The organism is Nonomuraea sp. NPDC049421, from assembly GCF_040677005.1.
In the GTDB taxonomy this organism is placed as follows: domain Bacteria; phylum Actinomycetota; class Actinomycetes; order Streptosporangiales; family Streptosporangiaceae; genus Nonomuraea; species Nonomuraea salmonea.
Map to the genome: position 1 here is coordinate 141,746 of NZ_JBFAQA010000001.1, position 14,597 is coordinate 156,342.

13 protein-coding genes are annotated in these 14,597 nt (G+C 73.5%); 7 read left to right on the forward strand and 6 right to left on the reverse strand.

What is annotated here, in order from left to right; translation table 11 throughout:
• Positions 1 to 9 precede the first annotated feature (9 nt).
• Both AB0K18_RS00575 and AB0K18_RS00580 read left to right on the forward strand, forming a co-directional pair.
• Complete coding sequence (locus AB0K18_RS00575; protein ID WP_364909149.1) at positions 10 to 156, forward strand: hypothetical protein; 147 nt, start codon at positions 10 to 12, stop codon at positions 154 to 156.
• Between the two features lie 170 nt (positions 157 to 326).
• Complete coding sequence (locus tag AB0K18_RS00580) at positions 327 to 3,092, forward strand: glycoside hydrolase family 78 protein (protein WP_364907812.1); 2,766 nt, start codon at positions 327 to 329, stop codon at positions 3,090 to 3,092.
• Here the strand turns inward: AB0K18_RS00580 and AB0K18_RS00585 are convergent.
• Positions 3,083 to 4,222, reverse strand: a complete 1,140-nt coding sequence (locus tag AB0K18_RS00585) for an acyltransferase (protein ID WP_364907815.1) — start codon at positions 4,220 to 4,222, stop codon at positions 3,083 to 3,085. The two genes, AB0K18_RS00580 and AB0K18_RS00585, sit on opposite strands and share 10 nt — an antisense overlap.
• 124 nt (positions 4,223 to 4,346) lie before the next feature.
• On the opposite strand from AB0K18_RS00585, the gene AB0K18_RS00590 reads away from it, so the two are divergent.
• The 4 genes from AB0K18_RS00590 to AB0K18_RS00605 all read left to right on the forward strand — a co-directional run bounded on the left by AB0K18_RS00590 (position 4,347) and on the right by AB0K18_RS00605 (position 8,846).
• Positions 4,347 to 4,949 (forward strand): hypothetical protein, encoded by a 603-nt coding sequence (locus AB0K18_RS00590; RefSeq protein WP_364907818.1) that lies wholly within the window; start codon positions 4,347 to 4,349, stop codon positions 4,947 to 4,949.
• Positions 4,950 to 5,081: 132 nt separating this feature from the next.
• The gene (locus AB0K18_RS00595; protein WP_364907821.1) at positions 5,082 to 5,918 is read left to right on the forward strand and encodes a hypothetical protein; all 837 of its coding nucleotides are present in this window, start codon (positions 5,082 to 5,084) and stop codon (positions 5,916 to 5,918) included.
• Between the two features lie 276 nt (positions 5,919 to 6,194).
• Positions 6,195 to 8,012: an ATP-binding cassette domain-containing protein gene (locus AB0K18_RS00600; RefSeq protein WP_364907824.1), complete on the forward strand. Its 1,818-nt coding sequence runs from the start codon at positions 6,195 to 6,197 to the stop codon at positions 8,010 to 8,012.
• 360 nt (positions 8,013 to 8,372) lie between these two features.
• Complete coding sequence (locus AB0K18_RS00605) at positions 8,373 to 8,846, forward strand: proteasome activator (protein ID WP_364907826.1); 474 nt, start codon at positions 8,373 to 8,375, stop codon at positions 8,844 to 8,846.
• A gap of 17 nt (positions 8,847 to 8,863) precedes the next feature.
• Here AB0K18_RS00605 and AB0K18_RS00610 read toward each other — a convergent pair whose 3' ends face one another.
• Positions 8,864 to 9,706 carry an SDR family NAD(P)-dependent oxidoreductase gene (locus AB0K18_RS00610; protein WP_364907829.1) on the reverse strand — a complete coding sequence of 281 codons (843 nt, stop codon included), beginning with the start codon at positions 9,704 to 9,706 and terminating at the stop codon, positions 8,864 to 8,866.
• A gap of 112 nt (positions 9,707 to 9,818) precedes the next feature.
• Between AB0K18_RS00610 and AB0K18_RS00615 the strand changes: the two genes are divergently transcribed.
• Positions 9,819 to 10,748: a LysR family transcriptional regulator gene (locus AB0K18_RS00615; protein WP_364907832.1), complete on the forward strand. Its 930-nt coding sequence runs from the start codon at positions 9,819 to 9,821 to the stop codon at positions 10,746 to 10,748.
• Between the two features lie 18 nt (positions 10,749 to 10,766).
• Here the strand turns inward: AB0K18_RS00615 and AB0K18_RS00620 are convergent, their stop codons facing one another.
• The 4 genes from AB0K18_RS00620 to AB0K18_RS00635 are packed head-to-tail and all read right to left on the reverse strand — an operon-like array spanning position 10,767 to position 14,595.
• Entirely contained in the window at positions 10,767 to 11,348 is a 582-nt protein-coding gene (locus AB0K18_RS00620) for an ATP/GTP-binding protein (protein WP_364907835.1), read from the reverse strand.
• Positions 11,329 to 11,679, reverse strand: coding sequence for a DUF742 domain-containing protein (locus tag AB0K18_RS00625; protein WP_364369552.1), 351 nt, complete (start codon positions 11,677 to 11,679; stop codon positions 11,329 to 11,331). The genes AB0K18_RS00620 and AB0K18_RS00625 overlap by 20 nt, the downstream gene beginning before the upstream one ends.
• Positions 11,676 to 12,101 carry a roadblock/LC7 domain-containing protein gene (locus AB0K18_RS00630; RefSeq protein WP_345400254.1) on the reverse strand — a complete coding sequence of 142 codons (426 nt, stop codon included), beginning with the start codon at positions 12,099 to 12,101 and terminating at the stop codon, positions 11,676 to 11,678. Before AB0K18_RS00630 ends, AB0K18_RS00625 begins: the two co-directional genes overlap by 4 nt.
• The gene (locus AB0K18_RS00635) at positions 12,094 to 14,595 is read right to left on the reverse strand and encodes a nitrate- and nitrite sensing domain-containing protein (RefSeq protein ID WP_364907839.1); all 2,502 of its coding nucleotides are present in this window, start codon (positions 14,593 to 14,595) and stop codon (positions 12,094 to 12,096) included. Before AB0K18_RS00635 ends, AB0K18_RS00630 begins: the two co-directional genes overlap by 8 nt.
• Positions 14,596 to 14,597: the final 2 nt, after the last annotated feature.

The following is a 14,597-nucleotide window of genomic DNA, read 5'->3' on the forward strand; positions in this document are numbered from 1 at the left end:
GCCCGCACTGTGGCCCGCACTGTGGCCCGCACTGTGGCCCGCACTGTGGCCCGCACTGTGGCCCGCACTGTGGCCCGCACTGTGGCCCGCACTGTGTCCCGCCCTGTGTCCGGCCATGTGGCCCGCCTTCCCGCCCGCGTCACCGCTCGTCGGTGACGAGTGTAGGAGCCCGCGCGCACCCCCGGCAGCCTGATGAGCAACGATGCCCTGGCCGTGCTGTTCAAACCTTCCACCTGGTGCTGGAGCTGGGAACAGTCGTGGACAACGTTCCCCAAATGACGTCTTGACGCACCGGCGCGCGGCGGTTTACGTTAACTCGCGTCAGGGTGTTAAAACGTTTCAACAACAACCGCCTCTTCCGCACGATCGTGGCCGGCGACGACCGCCGGGGCCATCCAGGGCTGACCAGAAGGAGCGCCTTGCTACACGTCACACCACCTGCCTTCGAGCACCACCGCGACCCGCTCGGCATCGGCGAGAGCCGCCCACGACTGTCCTGGACCACGACCACCGACGAGCCCGGCTGGACGCAGGCGGCGTACGAGATCGAGATCCGCGACGCGTCCGGCACCGCGGCCTGGCGGGTCGAGTCGGGGGAGTCGGTGCTCGTGCCCTGGCCGGGCGCGCCGCTCGGGTCGCGCGAGCGACGTGAGGCGCGCGTCCGCGTGCACGGCGCCGACGGCACCGGCAGCGGCTGGAGCAACTGGGCGGCGGTCGAGACCGGCTTGCTGGAGGCCGCCGACTGGCAGGCGGGGGCCGCCGCGCCGCCGCACGACCTGCTCGGCCCGCCCGACGGCCCCGCCCTGCTGCTGCGCCGGGACTTCACCCTGCGCGGCCCCGTCGCGCGCGCCCGCCTGTACGTCACCGCCCACGGCCTGTACGAGGCCGAGCTGAACGGCCGGACCGTCGGCGACGACGTGCTCGCCCCCGGCTGGAGCAGCTACGACCGGCGGCTGCGCTACCGCACCCACGACGTCACCGCCCTGCTGCGCGAGGGCCCCAACGCGATCGGCGCCACCCTGGCCGACGGCTGGTACCGCGGCCGCATCGGCTTCGGCGGCGGCAAGACCGCCATCTACGGCGACCGCATCGCCCTCATCGCCCAGCTGGAGATCACCTACGAGGACGGCGGCACCGACCTGGTCGTCACCGACGAGCACTGGCGCTGCGCCACGGGCCCGATCACCGCCGCCGGCCTGTACGACGGCGAGCGGTACGACGCCCGCCTGCTGCCCCAGGGCTGGTCGGAGCCCGGCTTCGACGCCGCCGCCTGGACGCCCGCCGACGTGCTCGGCCACGACCCCGCCCGGCTCGTCGCGCCGACGGGTCCGCCGGTGCGCCGGGTCGAGACGCTGCGGCCGCGAGAGGTCCTCACCGGGCCCTCGGGCGAGACCATCCTCGACTTCGGCCAGAACGTCTCCGGCCGGCTGCGCATCCGCGTCCAGGGTCCGGCCGGGCAGACGATCACGCTGCGCCACGCCGAGGTCCTGGAGAACGGCGCGCTCAGCCTCCGCCCGCTGCGCCACGCCGCCGCCACCGACACGTACACGCTGCGCGGCGACGACGTCCCCGAGGAGTGGGAGCCCCGCTTCACCATGCACGGCTTCCGCTACGCCCAGATCGACGGCTGGCCGGGCCCGCTCCCCGAGCCCGGCGACGGCGCCGGGGCAGGGGCCGAGGCCGGCGGTGGCGACGGCGCCAGGACCGAGGTCGGGCCCGGCGGTGGCGACGGCGCCGGGACCGAGGTCGAGGCCGCGATCGAGGCGGTCGTGTGTCACACCGATCTGCGGCCGACCGGCACGTTCCGGTGCTCGGACCCCGACCTCAACCGCCTGCACGACAACGTCGTCTGGAGCCTGCGCGGCAACTTCGTCGACGTGCCCACCGACTGCCCCCAGCGCGACGAACGCCTCGGCTGGACCGGCGACCTCCAGGTCTTCGCCCCGACCGCCGCCTTCCTCTACGACTGCGCGGGCCCGCTGGCCTCCTGGCTCGCCGACCTGGCCGCCGAGCAGGCCAAGCTCGGCACCGTGCCGCACTACGTGCCGTGGGTGCCGCTGATGCCCGCGGAGCCCGCCGCGGCGTGGGGCGACGCCGCCGTCATCGTGCCCTGGGTGCTGTACCAGCGTTACGGCGACATCGGGTTGCTGCGCACCCAGTACGCCAGCATGAAGGCGTGGGTGGACCACATCGCCGGAAGGGCGGGCGAGAGCCACCTGTGGGACACCGGCTTCCAGTGGGGCGACTGGCTCGACCCGGCGGCGCCGCCCGACAAGCCGGGCAAGGCACGCACGGACCCCGCCCTGGTCGCCACCGCCTACCACGCCTGGACGGCCCGCCTCGTCGCCGAGACGGCCGCGCTGCTCGGCCACGACGACGACGCGGCCCACTACGCGAGGCTGGCGGGGGAGGTGCGGGCGGCGTTCGGGCGCGAGTTCGTCACCCCGTCGGGGCGGCTGGCCTGCGACACCCAGACCGCGCACGCCCTCGCGATCTGCTTCGACCTGCTGGAGACGCCTGAGCAGCGCGAGCGGGCCGGGCGGCGGCTGGCCGAGCTGGTCGCGGCCGACGGGCACCGCATCGGCACGGGCTTCGTGGGCACGCCGCTGGTCTGCGACGCGCTGGCGGCGGTCGGCGCGTACGGCACCGCGTACGAGCTGCTGACTCAGCGCGCATGCCCGTCATGGCTGTATCCGGTCACCATGGGCGCCACCACGATCTGGGAGCGCTGGGACAGCATGCTGCCCGACGGCAGCGTCAATCCGGGCGAGATGACCTCGTTCAACCACTACGCGCTGGGCGCGGTGGCCGACTTCCTGCACCGCACGGTCGCCGGGCTCGCCCCCGCGGCCCCCGGCTACCGGAGGCTGCGCGTCGCGCCGCGTCCCGGCGGCGGGCTGACCGAGGCGGAGGCGGCGCTCGGCACCCCGTACGGGACCGCCCGCGTCGCCTGGACCAGGGCGGGCGGCGAGCTGACCGTCACCGTCACCGTGCCTCCGGGCACCACCGCAGAGCTTGACCTGCCGATCGAGGGCGGGCCCGCCGAGGTGGGGGCGGGCACGCACACGTTCGGCGGCGCCCTTCAGGGCTGAGCGCGGCGCGGGCCCGGCCCCGCCGGGCCCGCCAGCCGCTTGCCGAGCCGCTGGGCGGGCGCCTCGACCAGGTGGTAGGTCAGCATGCTCAGCGGGATCAGGACGAGGAGGTAGCTGGGCAGGCCGGGGAGCACGTACAGCAGGATCGGGTGCAGCAGGTAGACGGAGAAGCTGATCACGCCGAGCCGCGCCAGCCAGGCGGGGAACGTCCGCGTGCGCAGCCGGTACGCCGCCCAGAACGTGCAGAACGCCAGCACGATCGCCGGCACCCACGCCGGGTCGTCCTTGGCGGGCAGGCCGCAGCCCAGCACCACCAGCACCGCCGTGATCGCCGCCCGCCAGGAGATCGTGCCCTGCTCGGCCCGGTACACCGCGGTGCCCGCGAACATCGTGGCCAGGATGATCACGCCCTGCCACGTGCCGCCCCTGCTGCCCAGCACCACCAGCGCCAGCCCCAGCAGCCCGCCCGCGACCGCGCCCGCCGTCCTCAACCGGCCCCTGGCCAGCACCGTCACCGCGACGGCCGCGACCACCGCGAGCCCGAGCGCCGCCGCCAGGAGGTCGGCCCGCCCGCCGATCACCGACTTCGGCAGCAGCAGCCCGAGCGGCACGGCCGGCACCGCCAGCGCCACCGCGATCCCCGCCGACCGCCGCTCCTGCCCCACCGCGAACAGCGCCACGCACATCAGGTAGAAGGCCATCTCGTACGACAGCGTCCAGGCGACGTTGACGACGGCCGGCAGGTTCAGCAGTTCCTGGAGCATCGTCACGTTCCCGAGCACGACCAGCGCCGCCGGCCGGTCGCCCAGGCCGTCCGGCACCGGCAGCACGCCCACCAGCGCCAGCCCCAGCATCAGCGCGCAGGCGAGCAGCAGCAGCGGCAGCAGCCGGAAGGCCCGCCCGGTCCAGAACGCGCGCAGATCGCCCTTGCGCTCCAGCGACGCCGGAATGATGTAGCCGCTGACCAGGAAGAACACGAACACGCCCCACGTGCCCATGTCGATGCGCCGGTCCACCTCCGCCCAGACGGCGGGGATGAACGTCCAGCCGGCGTGGTGCAGGGTGACGGCCAGCGCTGCCGGCCCCCGCAGGGCGTCCAGCCAGGCCAGCCGGGCGGGGGCCAGGAACATCTGCCGCAGTCTAGGCCATGGGCCGCGAAAGGCCGCGGCGAGTCCCGTCGTGAATATCCGGTTTCGCGCACGCGTTCGATCTCTTATCTTTGCCGTGACCCGCGTCACGAAGGAGATGGTGATCGTGAGAAGCCCCTCCGGCCGAGCAGCTCTTGGTACCAGCGCCGTCGCCGCCGTCGCCCTCGCCGGCGGCCTGCTGACCACCCCGCCCGCGAGCGCCGCCCCCGTGGCGAGCGCGCCCGCCGTCACCACCGTGACGCCGACCGCCCAGCGGGCCGCCCAGCGGGCCGCCCAGCGGGCCGCCCAGCGGGCCGCCCAGCAGGCCGCCCAGCAGGCCGCCGCGCGCCCGCGCAACGGCCGCATACTCTACGACCGCATCAGCGGCGGGCTCGGCCGGCTCAAGATCAAGAACGGCACGTCACGCGACGGCGTCGTCGCCCTGGTCAAGGGCAAGAAGAAGGCGATCAGCATCTACGTACGCGCCAGGTCCACCGCGACCATCAGGGACGTCAGGGACGGCACCTACCGCATCTACTTCACCACCGGCACCCGCTTCAGCGTCTCCAAGGGCAGGTTCACCCGCGCGGCCAGCTACCAGCGCTTCACCAGCAAGCTGCGCTTCACCACGACCTCCAGGACCGCGACCGCCTGGACGCTCACCCTCAACCCGGTCAAGGGCGGCAACGCCAGGACCACCCACGTCAACCCGAAGGACTTCCCCGCCTGAACGATCACGCAGCGGAGCCCGGTGATCTCCGCCCGCGACTCCCATGCCGCATCCGCGGGTCCGGCTTGACGACGCGATCTTAGATGCACCAGATTGTTCGCGTCTTTCAGGACCGTTCCCAAGGAAACCCTCATGAAGCGAACCCTCATCGGTGCGGTCGCCGTCGCGGGCCTGGCGCAGTTCGTCGCCATGCCCGCGTACGCCGCCCCCACCACCGACCCGGTCAAGGCGCTGCAGGCCCAGTTAGGGCAGGGCAAGGCGGTCAACCTGCGGGCCACCGCCAAGGTGACCTTCAAGGCCGGGCAGGTGGCCACCTCCGCCCTCGACGGCACGGTCGGCTTCGGCCCGCGCGGGCCCGTCGCCTCCGACGTGGCCCACACCCTGCAGTACAGCCCGGCACTGCTGCGCACCATGCAGAAGACCGCCCCCGCCGAGACCGAGGCCCTCCAGGAAGGGCCCGTCCGCATGCTCTCCTCCGGCGGCGTCAGCTACGTCTCCGGCCCCGTCGTCGACCAGGCGCTGCCGCCGGGCACGAGCTGGGTGCGTTACCGCAAGGTCGTCCAGCCGCCCAGCAACCTGGTCGTCGAGGCGCTCGACCCGGCCACGCTCAAGACGCTCGTCGCCGGCCGTACCTCGTGGAAGGACGGCATACTCAAGGGCAGCGTCAAGGCCAGCAGTCTCGCCAAGTCCTCCGAGCCGTTCGCCGCCTTCTACGGCACCCGCTTCACCGCCAAGCGCGACGGGAAGATCGGCTACACCATCTGGTTCGGCGACAAGGGCCTCGTGCGGCGCATCGCCGCCAAGGCCGTGCTGCCCATCGACAAGAGCACCGTCCAGGTCGAGTCCGACACCCGCTACACCGACTGGGGCCGCGAGGCCACGGTCCTCCTCCCGCTGGAGGGCGACGTGATCGACAGCACCGAGGTCAAGGACGAGACCCCGTCCCAGGTGCCGGGCATCTGGAACTGACCCCGGACCGCCCACCGGGACCGTCATCTGACCCGCGGCACGTGCCCGGGGAGCTCGCCCGTGGTACGTGCCGGACGTCGTCATGCACCTGCGCCTTCTGCCCGGGATCTGAGCCGCGGCAGGTGCCGGGCACTTCCAACCGGCCCGCGAAAAACCCGTGGCGGGCCCTCGTGGCCCGCCCGTATTCTGGCCGCATGTCTACGCCCCGGACTTCTTAGCTAGGACACCCGCTTCCACGCCACCCGTGTGTCCACTAGCTTTCCGGAGCGTCATCCCATGCTCACCTTCCGTGGCGTCGCCGTGCGCGCCGGCGCCTCCCTGCTCATGTCCGGTGTGACCGGGCACGTCGGTCCAGGCGACCGCATCGGCCTCGTCGGCCGCAACGGCGCCGGCAAGACCACGCTGATGAAGACCCTCGCCGGCCGCCTCCAGCCCGCGTCCGGCGACATCGTCCGTACGGGCCCCGTCGGCTACCTGCCCCAGGACCCCGCGGCGGCCGACCCCGCGACCACGGTCCTCGACCGCATCCTGTCCGCCCGCGGCCTCGACACTGCGGTCCGCGACCTACGCGCCGCCGAGACGGCCCTCGCGGAAACCGCGTCGGCCGCCTCGGACCCCGCCACCTCCGACCCCACCACCTCTGAGGGCGTCGCTTCCGAACGCGCCGGCTCCGGATCTGCCGCTTCCGACCGCGCCGGCTCCGGATCTGCCGCTTCCGGGCGTGCCGCTTCCGGGCGTGCCGGTTCCGGGCGCGCCGGTTCCGGGCGCGCCGGCTCCGGGCCCGCGGCCTCCGAGCGCGCCGCCTCTGGGCCCGCCGCCTCCGGGGTGGTGGCCGCGGAGCGGGCGATGGCGCGTTATGTCAGGGCCGAGGCCGAGTTTCAGGCGCGCGGCGGCTATCCAGCCGAGGCGGAGGCGGCTCGGGTCGCGGCCGGGCTCGGGCTGCCCGATCGGGCGCTGGACCAGCCGCTCGGCACGCTGTCCGGTGGGCAGCGGCGGCGTGTCGAGCTGGCCAGGGTGCTGTTCGCCGAGCCAGGCGTGCTGCTGCTCGACGAGCCAACCAACCACCTCGACCGCGACTCGATCGCGTGGCTGCGGACGTTCCTGCTCGGCTACCCGGGCGGGCTCGTCGTCATCAGCCACGACACCGGGCTGCTGGCCGACGTGGTCAACCGGGTCTGGCACCTGGAGGCGGGCGCGCTGGAGATCCGTAACAGCGGCTGGGAGACGTACCTCGCCGAACGGGACGCCGACGAACGGCGCAGGGCCAGGCTGCGGGCCGCCGCCGAGCGCAAGGCCGCCGCCCTGCACGCCCAGGCCGACCGGATGCGCTCCCGCTCGTCCACCGCCGTACGCGCCCGGGACATGGCCCGCCGCGCCGACCGCATGCTCGCCGAGACCCGCCCCGTACGGCGCGCCGCCAAGGTCGCCAGGATCCGGCTCCCGGAGCCCGCGCCCAGCGGCCGCACGCCGCTCGGCGCGATCAGCCTGACCAAGGCGTACGGCGGCCTGCCGGTGCTGACCGGCGTGGACCTCGCCATCGACCGGGGCAGCCGCCTCGTCGTGCTCGGACTCAACGGCGCCGGCAAGACCACCCTGCTCAGGATCCTCGCCGGGCACGAGCAGCCCGACTCCGGACGGGTGGTGCACGGACACGGGCTGCGGCTCGGCTACTTCGCCCAGGAACACGACACCCTCGACCCCGCCCACACCGTCGCCCGCCACCTCGCCACCGCCGCGCCCCACCTCACCGACGGCGAGGCCAGGACCGTCCTGGGGTCGTTCCTGTTCGGCGGGGACGACGTGGACAAACCCGTCGGGGTGCTCTCGGGCGGCGAGAAGACCCGGCTCGCCCTGGCCGGGCTGGTCAGCTCCCAGGCCAACGTGCTGCTGCTCGACGAGCCCACCAACAACCTCGACCCGGCCTCGAAGGCGGAGGTGCTGGCGGCGGTGGCGGCGTACGAGGGCGCGGTCGTGATGGTCACCCACGACGAGGAAGCCGTCGATGCCCTGGCCCCGGACAGGGTGCTGCTGCTCCCGGACGGCGTCGAGGACCTCTGGAACGACGACTACGCCGACCTCATCACCCTCGCCTGACCTCGCTGAGGGGAAGAGCCCGTAAGGCTCTTCCCCGGGATCGCCGGTCGGTGCCCGAGTCGCGGGGAGGAGCCCTTTCCCCCGAGCCGGGGGAGAGGAGCCCCCTCCCTCAACTCGGGGGAAAGGCCTCCCTTTCGGCTCCCCCCCGCTTTCGGCTTCCTCCGCCTTCGCCGTTTTCCGCCTCGCTTTCCTCCGCGTTCGTCTCCCTCGTCTTCGAGAGGGCCCCGGGCGGTGGGTGCGTGGGCCTGGGGGGTGTCACTTCTGTCTCGGAGGTCTCTGGCGTGAGGGGCGTGTGCCTGGGCAGGGGACGGTGGAGACCGCGCCCCCGCGTGGGGCGACCTGCTATGACAGGACGGCGACATGACCTCTACACCCGATCCCCACCGGCCGGCAGCTCCCGTCCCGCCCGACGCGGCGCAGGAGGCGGAGTCGGCGGTGGAGGCCGAGATCGGGCGCGTCAAGGAGCCGGCGCGGCTGCTGCGCGTCAGCACGATGGCCCGGTCACTGCTCGACGAGGCCCGCGGGCTGCCGCTGGACGAGCACGCCCGCGAGCAGCTGGGGCACATCCACGCGCGGGTCGTCGCGGAGATCGGCGACTCGGTGGCGCCCGAGTTGCGGGAGGAGCTGGAACGGCTGCTGCCCACCTCGTCCGGCACCCTGACCCAGGGGGAGATCCGCATCGCGCAGAGCCAGCTCGTGGGGTGGCTGGAAGGGGTGTTCCAGGGCATCAGAGTGGGTCTGTCGCTCCAGCAGGCCACCCACCCCGAGTTCCCAGGTGTTCCTCCCACCCCAGGCCGCCCGCCCACCGCCCCCGGCACCGGCCCTTACCTCTAGAGCTCGGGCACGGGGGCTCAGGCGGCTGGCGACCAGGGCAGAGCCCGGCCGTGGCGGATCAGCCGGCCGTAGTGGCCGGGATTCACCGGGCCCGTCGCCAGGTCAAGCAGCGGGACGGCGGCCTCGCCGGGGAGGGCGGCGGTGGTGACGTCCCACCACAGGGCTGAGGTGGGGGTGTTCATCATGCCGGGACACACCGCGGCCAGGAGGATGCCCCGGCGGGTGTCCTCCGGCCGGCGCTGCCCGGCCAGGACTCGTACCGCGGCCACCTGGGCGATCTTCGAGGGGATGTTGACGAACATCGGCCAGGCGCCCGCCTTGGCGCTGCCGTCCTTGATCGCGTCCCGCCAGGCCGCGACCTGCTCGTCCACCTCGTCCAGCGACGACAGCCCGTCGAAGCGGCCGTGCAGCACCGGGGCCAGCTGGTGCAGGGTGCCCAGTGAGCTGGCGACCACGAGCAGCCGGCCGCCGTCGCGCAGCAGCGGGAGGAAGGCACGCAGCAGGCGGGTGGTGCCGAAGTTGTTGACCTCGGTGTATTCGTCGATCACGGCGGCCGGGTCGTCGCCGGGGCCGACGCGCATGACGGCGTTGCCGAAGACGATGTCCACGCCGCCGTGCCGGTCCCGCAGCAGATCGGCCAGGCGGGTGGCGGCGCCGGGGTCGGCGACGTCGTAAAGCATCCCGCGTACCTCGGCGGCGGTCTCAGGCAGTTGCGCGATGGCCTTCGCGACGCGTCCCGGGTCGCGGCCGGTCAGGTAGACCGTGTCGCCTGGGCCCAGACGGCGGGCCAGGCCCTCGACGAGGGCCAGGCCGAGGCCCTGGGTCGCGCCCGTGACCAGGGCGACTTTGGCGTTGCTCACTGTAGTGCTCCTCAATCGGAAAGGGACAGAGGGAGCTCCCGGTCGTCCAGCCTAGGGAGGCGGGGGCCATGCCGCCAGCGCAACTTCGTCAAGTGTGGTATGCGTATACCTCATGGCCTTCACCGACGCGTCGCTCACCGCGCTACGGGTCTTCCGCGAGGTGGCCGAGCGCGGCACGCTCACGGCCGCCGCCACCGCGCTCGGCTACACCCAGTCGGCCGTCTCCCGCCAGATCGCCGCACTCGAACGCGCGGCGGGCGCCGAACTGCTGGAGCGCCGCCACGACGGCGTGCGGCTGACCCCGGCGGGGCGGATCGTGCTGCGGCACGCCGCCGTGGTGGTCGATCAGGTGGACGCGGGCGCGCGTGAGCTGGCCGGGCTGCCGGACGAGCCCGGCACCGTACGCCTCGGCTTCTTCGCCAGCGCGGGCGTCGTCCTGGTGCCCCGGGCGCTGGCGGCCCTGCGCGCCGAGCATCCCGCCATCACCGTGCACACCAGGGAGGGCAGCACGCCGGCGCTGGTCCGCGCGCTGCGGGCGGGCGCGCTCGACCTCGCGCTGCTCGGCTCGGCGCCGCCGTTCCGTCCGCCCGACGCCGAGAGCCCCGCCCTTGAGGTGAGCGTCCTGTACGAGCGGAGCCTGCGTGTCGCCGTCCCCGCCGCCCATCCGCTGGCCAGGGGCGACTACATCGACGTCGCCGACCTGCACGGGCAGCGCTGGATCGCCGGTCCAGGCAGGGCGGCGGCCGGGGGAGCGGGCGACAGCACCGGCATGGGCGCGTGGCCCGGCCTGGACGAGCGTCCCGCAATCGTGCACTCGGCCCGCGACTGGCTGGCCAAGCTCAGCCTCGTGGCCGCGGGCGCCGGGCTGACCACGGTGCCCGCGATGCTCGCGGAAGCCGTCCCCGACGGGGTACGGGTGCTTCCGGTCCGTGGCGGCCCCCACGAACAGCGCCGCTGCCTGCTGGCCAGGCTGCCGGGCCCGCTGCCCGAGCCCGCCGCCCACCTCGCCGGAGCACTACGCGACGCCGCGCCCACACCATAGACGCCGCGCGCCGTGCGGTCACATGCCCTTCACCGCGTACGTGACGAGCGTCGTGAGCACGTCCCTGACGGAGTCGCGCCGCCGCACGTCGCACAGCACGATCGGGATGTGCTCGCCCAGCCCCAGCGCCCGCCGCACCTTGCCGGGCTCGTACCGGCGGGCGCCGTCGAAGCAGTTGACCCCCACCACGAACGGGATGCCGCGCTGCTCGAAGTAGTCCACGGCGGGGAAGCAGTCCTGCAGCCGGCGGGTGTCGGCGAGCACGACGGCGCCGAGCGCGCCGAGCGCCAGCTCGTCCCACATGAACCAGAACCGGTCCTGACCCGGCGTGCCGAACAGATACAGCCACAGCCCGTCGCGGATCGTGATCCGGCCGAAGTCGAGCGCCACCGTGGTCGTGATCTTGGACTCGACGCCTGAGGTGTCGTCCACCCCGATGCCGCGGTCGCTCAGCAACTCCTCGGTGTGCAGCGGCCGGATCTCGCTGATCGTGCCCACCATGGTCGTCTTGCCGACGCCGAAACCACCCGCGATGAGGATCTTGATGGCCAGTGCGGGGACGGCCGGCGCCGTCCCCGCCTCAGAGACTGCGTAGCCCATGGAGCACTTCCCTGTAGATGCGTTCGTCGATCGTCTGCGCGACGGGGCGTGGGCGGTCGATGGTGACGAGGCCGTCGCGGCGCAGATCGCCCAGGATGACCCGGGTGATGTTGAGCGGCAGCCGCAGGTGCGCCGCGACGTCGGCCACGGGGGTGGGCCTGCGGCACAGCGTCAGCACGGCGCGGTGCTCGGGGATGAGGTCCGCGGGTTCCGGGACGTCGCCGATGGTGGTGACGATGGCCACCAGGTCGAACGTCTCGCCCTGGGGCCGCGCCCGGCCCCCGGTCAGCCCGAAGAGCCGGATCAGCGGCCCCGGATCGTCCCCGCTCACTGTCTCGTACCGTTCCAGGCCGGTGCCGGTGCAGCTCCCCTCGGTTGCGCGGAGAGGTGCTCGCCGACCCTCTTGACCATCAGGGCCATCTCGTACGTGACCATGCCCAGCTCGGCGTCCGCCGTGGCGAGCACGGCCAGCCGGGCGCCCTGCCCTGCGGCGGTGACGAACAGGAAGCCCTCCTCCATCTCGATGATGGTCTGCCGTACGCCGCCGAGCCCGAAGTGCCGTCCCGCTCCCATGGCGAGGCTGTGGCTGCCGGCCGAGATGGCGGACAGGTGCTCCGCGTCCTCCCTGGTCAAGCCTCTGGAGCTGCCCATGGACAGCCCGTCGGCGGACAGCACGATGGCGTGCCGGATGCCGGGCACGCGCTGGATGAGGTCGTCGAGCAGCCAGCTCAGTTCGCTTCTGGAGTCAGGCATCGGATTGGTCGTCCTTTCGGTTCCACATGTCGTGCTCGTGCCCCGTCTGCCGGCGGCCCTGCTGCCAGCCGCGTTGCATGGACGACATGAGCTGTGCGAGCTCCTCCGGCGTGCGCTCGGCGACGACGCGACGGTGCACGCGTCCCGAGTCACGGAGCTGGGGAGCCAGGCTGGCCTGCGGGATCCGCATGGGCAGCCCGTCGAGATCCTCGTCGGCGTCCTGGGCGGGCACCGTGACGCTCCACGCCTCCGGCCGGCCGTCGGGGTCGGCGGAGCCGGGCACCGGCGTGGGCTTGGCGCCGCCGGTGGGCCGCCGCATCGGCAGCTCCACGTCGTCGGTGCCGGGCCCGAGCACCGAGCCGATCATGGGCGCCGCCGGAGAGGCGGGCGAGGAGGCGGGTGAGGGGTCCTGCGCGGTGCCGCCGGACAGCCAGGCCGGGTCGGGCGTCCAGACCGGCTCGTGGTCGCCCGTACGGTCGGGCGCGTCGAACCAGGTGCCCCGCTCGGGAGCGGTGCTCGTCCCCTGCCCCCAGGAGGCCGACGACGCCGACGGCGCCGACGATGCCGACGAGCCGAGGGCGGGCTGGCCGCCGGCGGTGAGCGCGGGGCGCTCGGCCTCGGCCAGCAGCGAGGCGGGCAGGAGGACGATCGCGGTGGTCCCGTCGTACGGCGACCGCCGCAGCATGATCTTGATGCCGTGCCGGGTCGCGAGCCTGGCGACCACGAACAGGCCCAGCCGGTCGGTGTCGGCCAGGTCGAACTCCGGCGTGTCCGACAGCCGGGCGTTCAGCTCGGCGAGCGTGGCGTCGTTCAGGCCGAGCCCCCGGTCCTCGACCTCCAGCGCCACCCCGTTGGCCGCCGTCACCCCGCGCACCTGCACGGTGGTGTTGGGCGGCGAGTAGACGGTGGCGTTCTCGACCAGCTCGGCCACGAGGTGGATGACGTCGGTGACGGCGGCGCCGACGAGCAGCGGCGCGTCCGGCATGGGCGCGACCGTGACCCGCGTGTAGTCCTCGACCTCCAGGACGGCCGCGCGTACGACGTCGAACAGCGGCACCGGGTCGCGCCAGCGGCGGGCGGGGGAGGAGTCGGACAGGATGATGAGGTTCTCGGCGTGCCGCCGCATGCGGGTGGTGAGGTGGTCGAGCTTGAACAGGTCCTCCAGCGTCTCGGGCTCCTCCACCCTGCGCTCCATCGTGTCGAGGAGCGCGAGCTGGCGGTGCAGCAGCGCCTGGTTGCGCCGCGCCAGGTTGAGGAAGACCTGGCTGACGCCCTTGCGCAGCGCGGCCTGGCCGACGGCGGCCTCGACGGCGGTGCGGCGCACGGCGGCGAAGGCGTTCACCACGCGGTCCACCTCGGCGGTCTCGGCCGGGTCGAGGGCCGGGGCCTCGGTGGCGGGGTCCACGTCGTCGCCGCGGCGCAGCCGCTCGACGAGGCGGGGCAGCCGCTGCTCGGCCAGCTCGACGGCCGACCGTTGCAGCCGGAGCAGCTCGTCGACCAGCGAGCGGCCGAACCGGTACGACAGCGCCAGCGACACCAGCACCGCCGCGAGCCCGAGCAGCAGGACCAGCCCGATCCGCCAGTACGCGCCGACCTTCTGGCTCTGGCCCTCGGCCGCGGCGCGCGTCAGCTCGGCCTGCGTGGCCTGGTTGATCTGGCCCAGCACGGCCTCGGCGTCGCCCTTCCACTCCCGGGCGGTGACGGGCGGCGCGCCGCCCGTGTCGAACGTGAACAGCTCGTCCTCGACCGCCACCACGCGCCTGTAGGGCTCGCTCGCCACCAGCCGGTCGTAGGCGGCCCGCAGCTCGGGCCCGGCGTCGCGCTCGGCGTTGGCGAAGAGGAGCCGGCGGCTGGACATGGCGGCCACGAACGCGGCGCGGTCGGTGGGGGTCATCCTGCGCTGCACGATCGTGCTGGTCAGCACCGCGTGCTCGCGCCACAGGTATTCGGCGGTGGCGCTGAAGGCGGCCATGCCGCGCACCGCGCGGTAGGAGGAGACGTCGCTCAGCGCGTCGCGGTCGGTGAACTGCCGGTTCACCACCGCGATGAGGTTGTTGTACGCCTCGATGATGGTCAGCGTCGGGGCCAGCACGCCGCCATCGGCGGAGGCCCGCAGCGACTGGAGCCCGTCGAGGGCCTGCACCATCGCCTCGACCTGGGCCGGGGTCGCGTCGCTGTCGCCCTCGATGATCGTCCTGACGATCTCGCGGACCTTGCCGACCTGGGCGTCGGTCTGCTGCCGCTGCTCGGCCAGCGGCTTGTACGCGGCCGTGCTGCCGGGCGCCTCGGCGGAGAGCTGGCGCTCGCGCTGCAGCTCGACGATCAGCTGGAGCAGCGGCGAGCCGATGGCCTCCCAGCGGTCCTGCGTCTGCGAGACCTCGACGATCTCGTCCACACTGGAATAAGCGATGAATCCCCATAACGCCACCATGGAGACCAGCGGAAGCAGGAGGATCCTGAGCAGCTTGGTACGGATCGGCGGGGGCGAGCTCATCC

Bases quoted from the DNA above. Each gene is read 5' to 3' on its own strand.
- AB0K18_RS00600 (WP_364907824.1), top strand. From the start codon at position 6,195: ATGCTCACCTTCCGTGGCGTCGCCGTGCGCGCCGGCGCCTCCCTGCTC.
- AB0K18_RS00620 (WP_364907835.1), bottom strand. From the start codon at position 11,348: ATGGGCTACGCAGTCTCTGAGGCGGGGACGGCGCCGGCCGTCCCCGCA.
- AB0K18_RS00630 (WP_345400254.1), bottom strand. From the start codon at position 12,101: ATGCCTGACTCCAGAAGCGAACTGAGCTGGCTGCTCGACGACCTCATC.
- AB0K18_RS00605 (WP_364907826.1), top strand. From the start codon at position 8,373: ATGACCTCTACACCCGATCCCCACCGGCCGGCAGCTCCCGTCCCGCCC.
- AB0K18_RS00585 (WP_364907815.1), bottom strand. From the start codon at position 4,222: ATGTTCCTGGCCCCCGCCCGGCTGGCCTGGCTGGACGCCCTGCGGGGG.
- AB0K18_RS00635 (WP_364907839.1), bottom strand. From the start codon at position 14,595: ATGAGCTCGCCCCCGCCGATCCGTACCAAGCTGCTCAGGATCCTCCTG.
- AB0K18_RS00595 (WP_364907821.1), top strand. From the start codon at position 5,082: ATGAAGCGAACCCTCATCGGTGCGGTCGCCGTCGCGGGCCTGGCGCAG.
- AB0K18_RS00615 (WP_364907832.1), top strand. From the start codon at position 9,819: ATGGCCTTCACCGACGCGTCGCTCACCGCGCTACGGGTCTTCCGCGAG.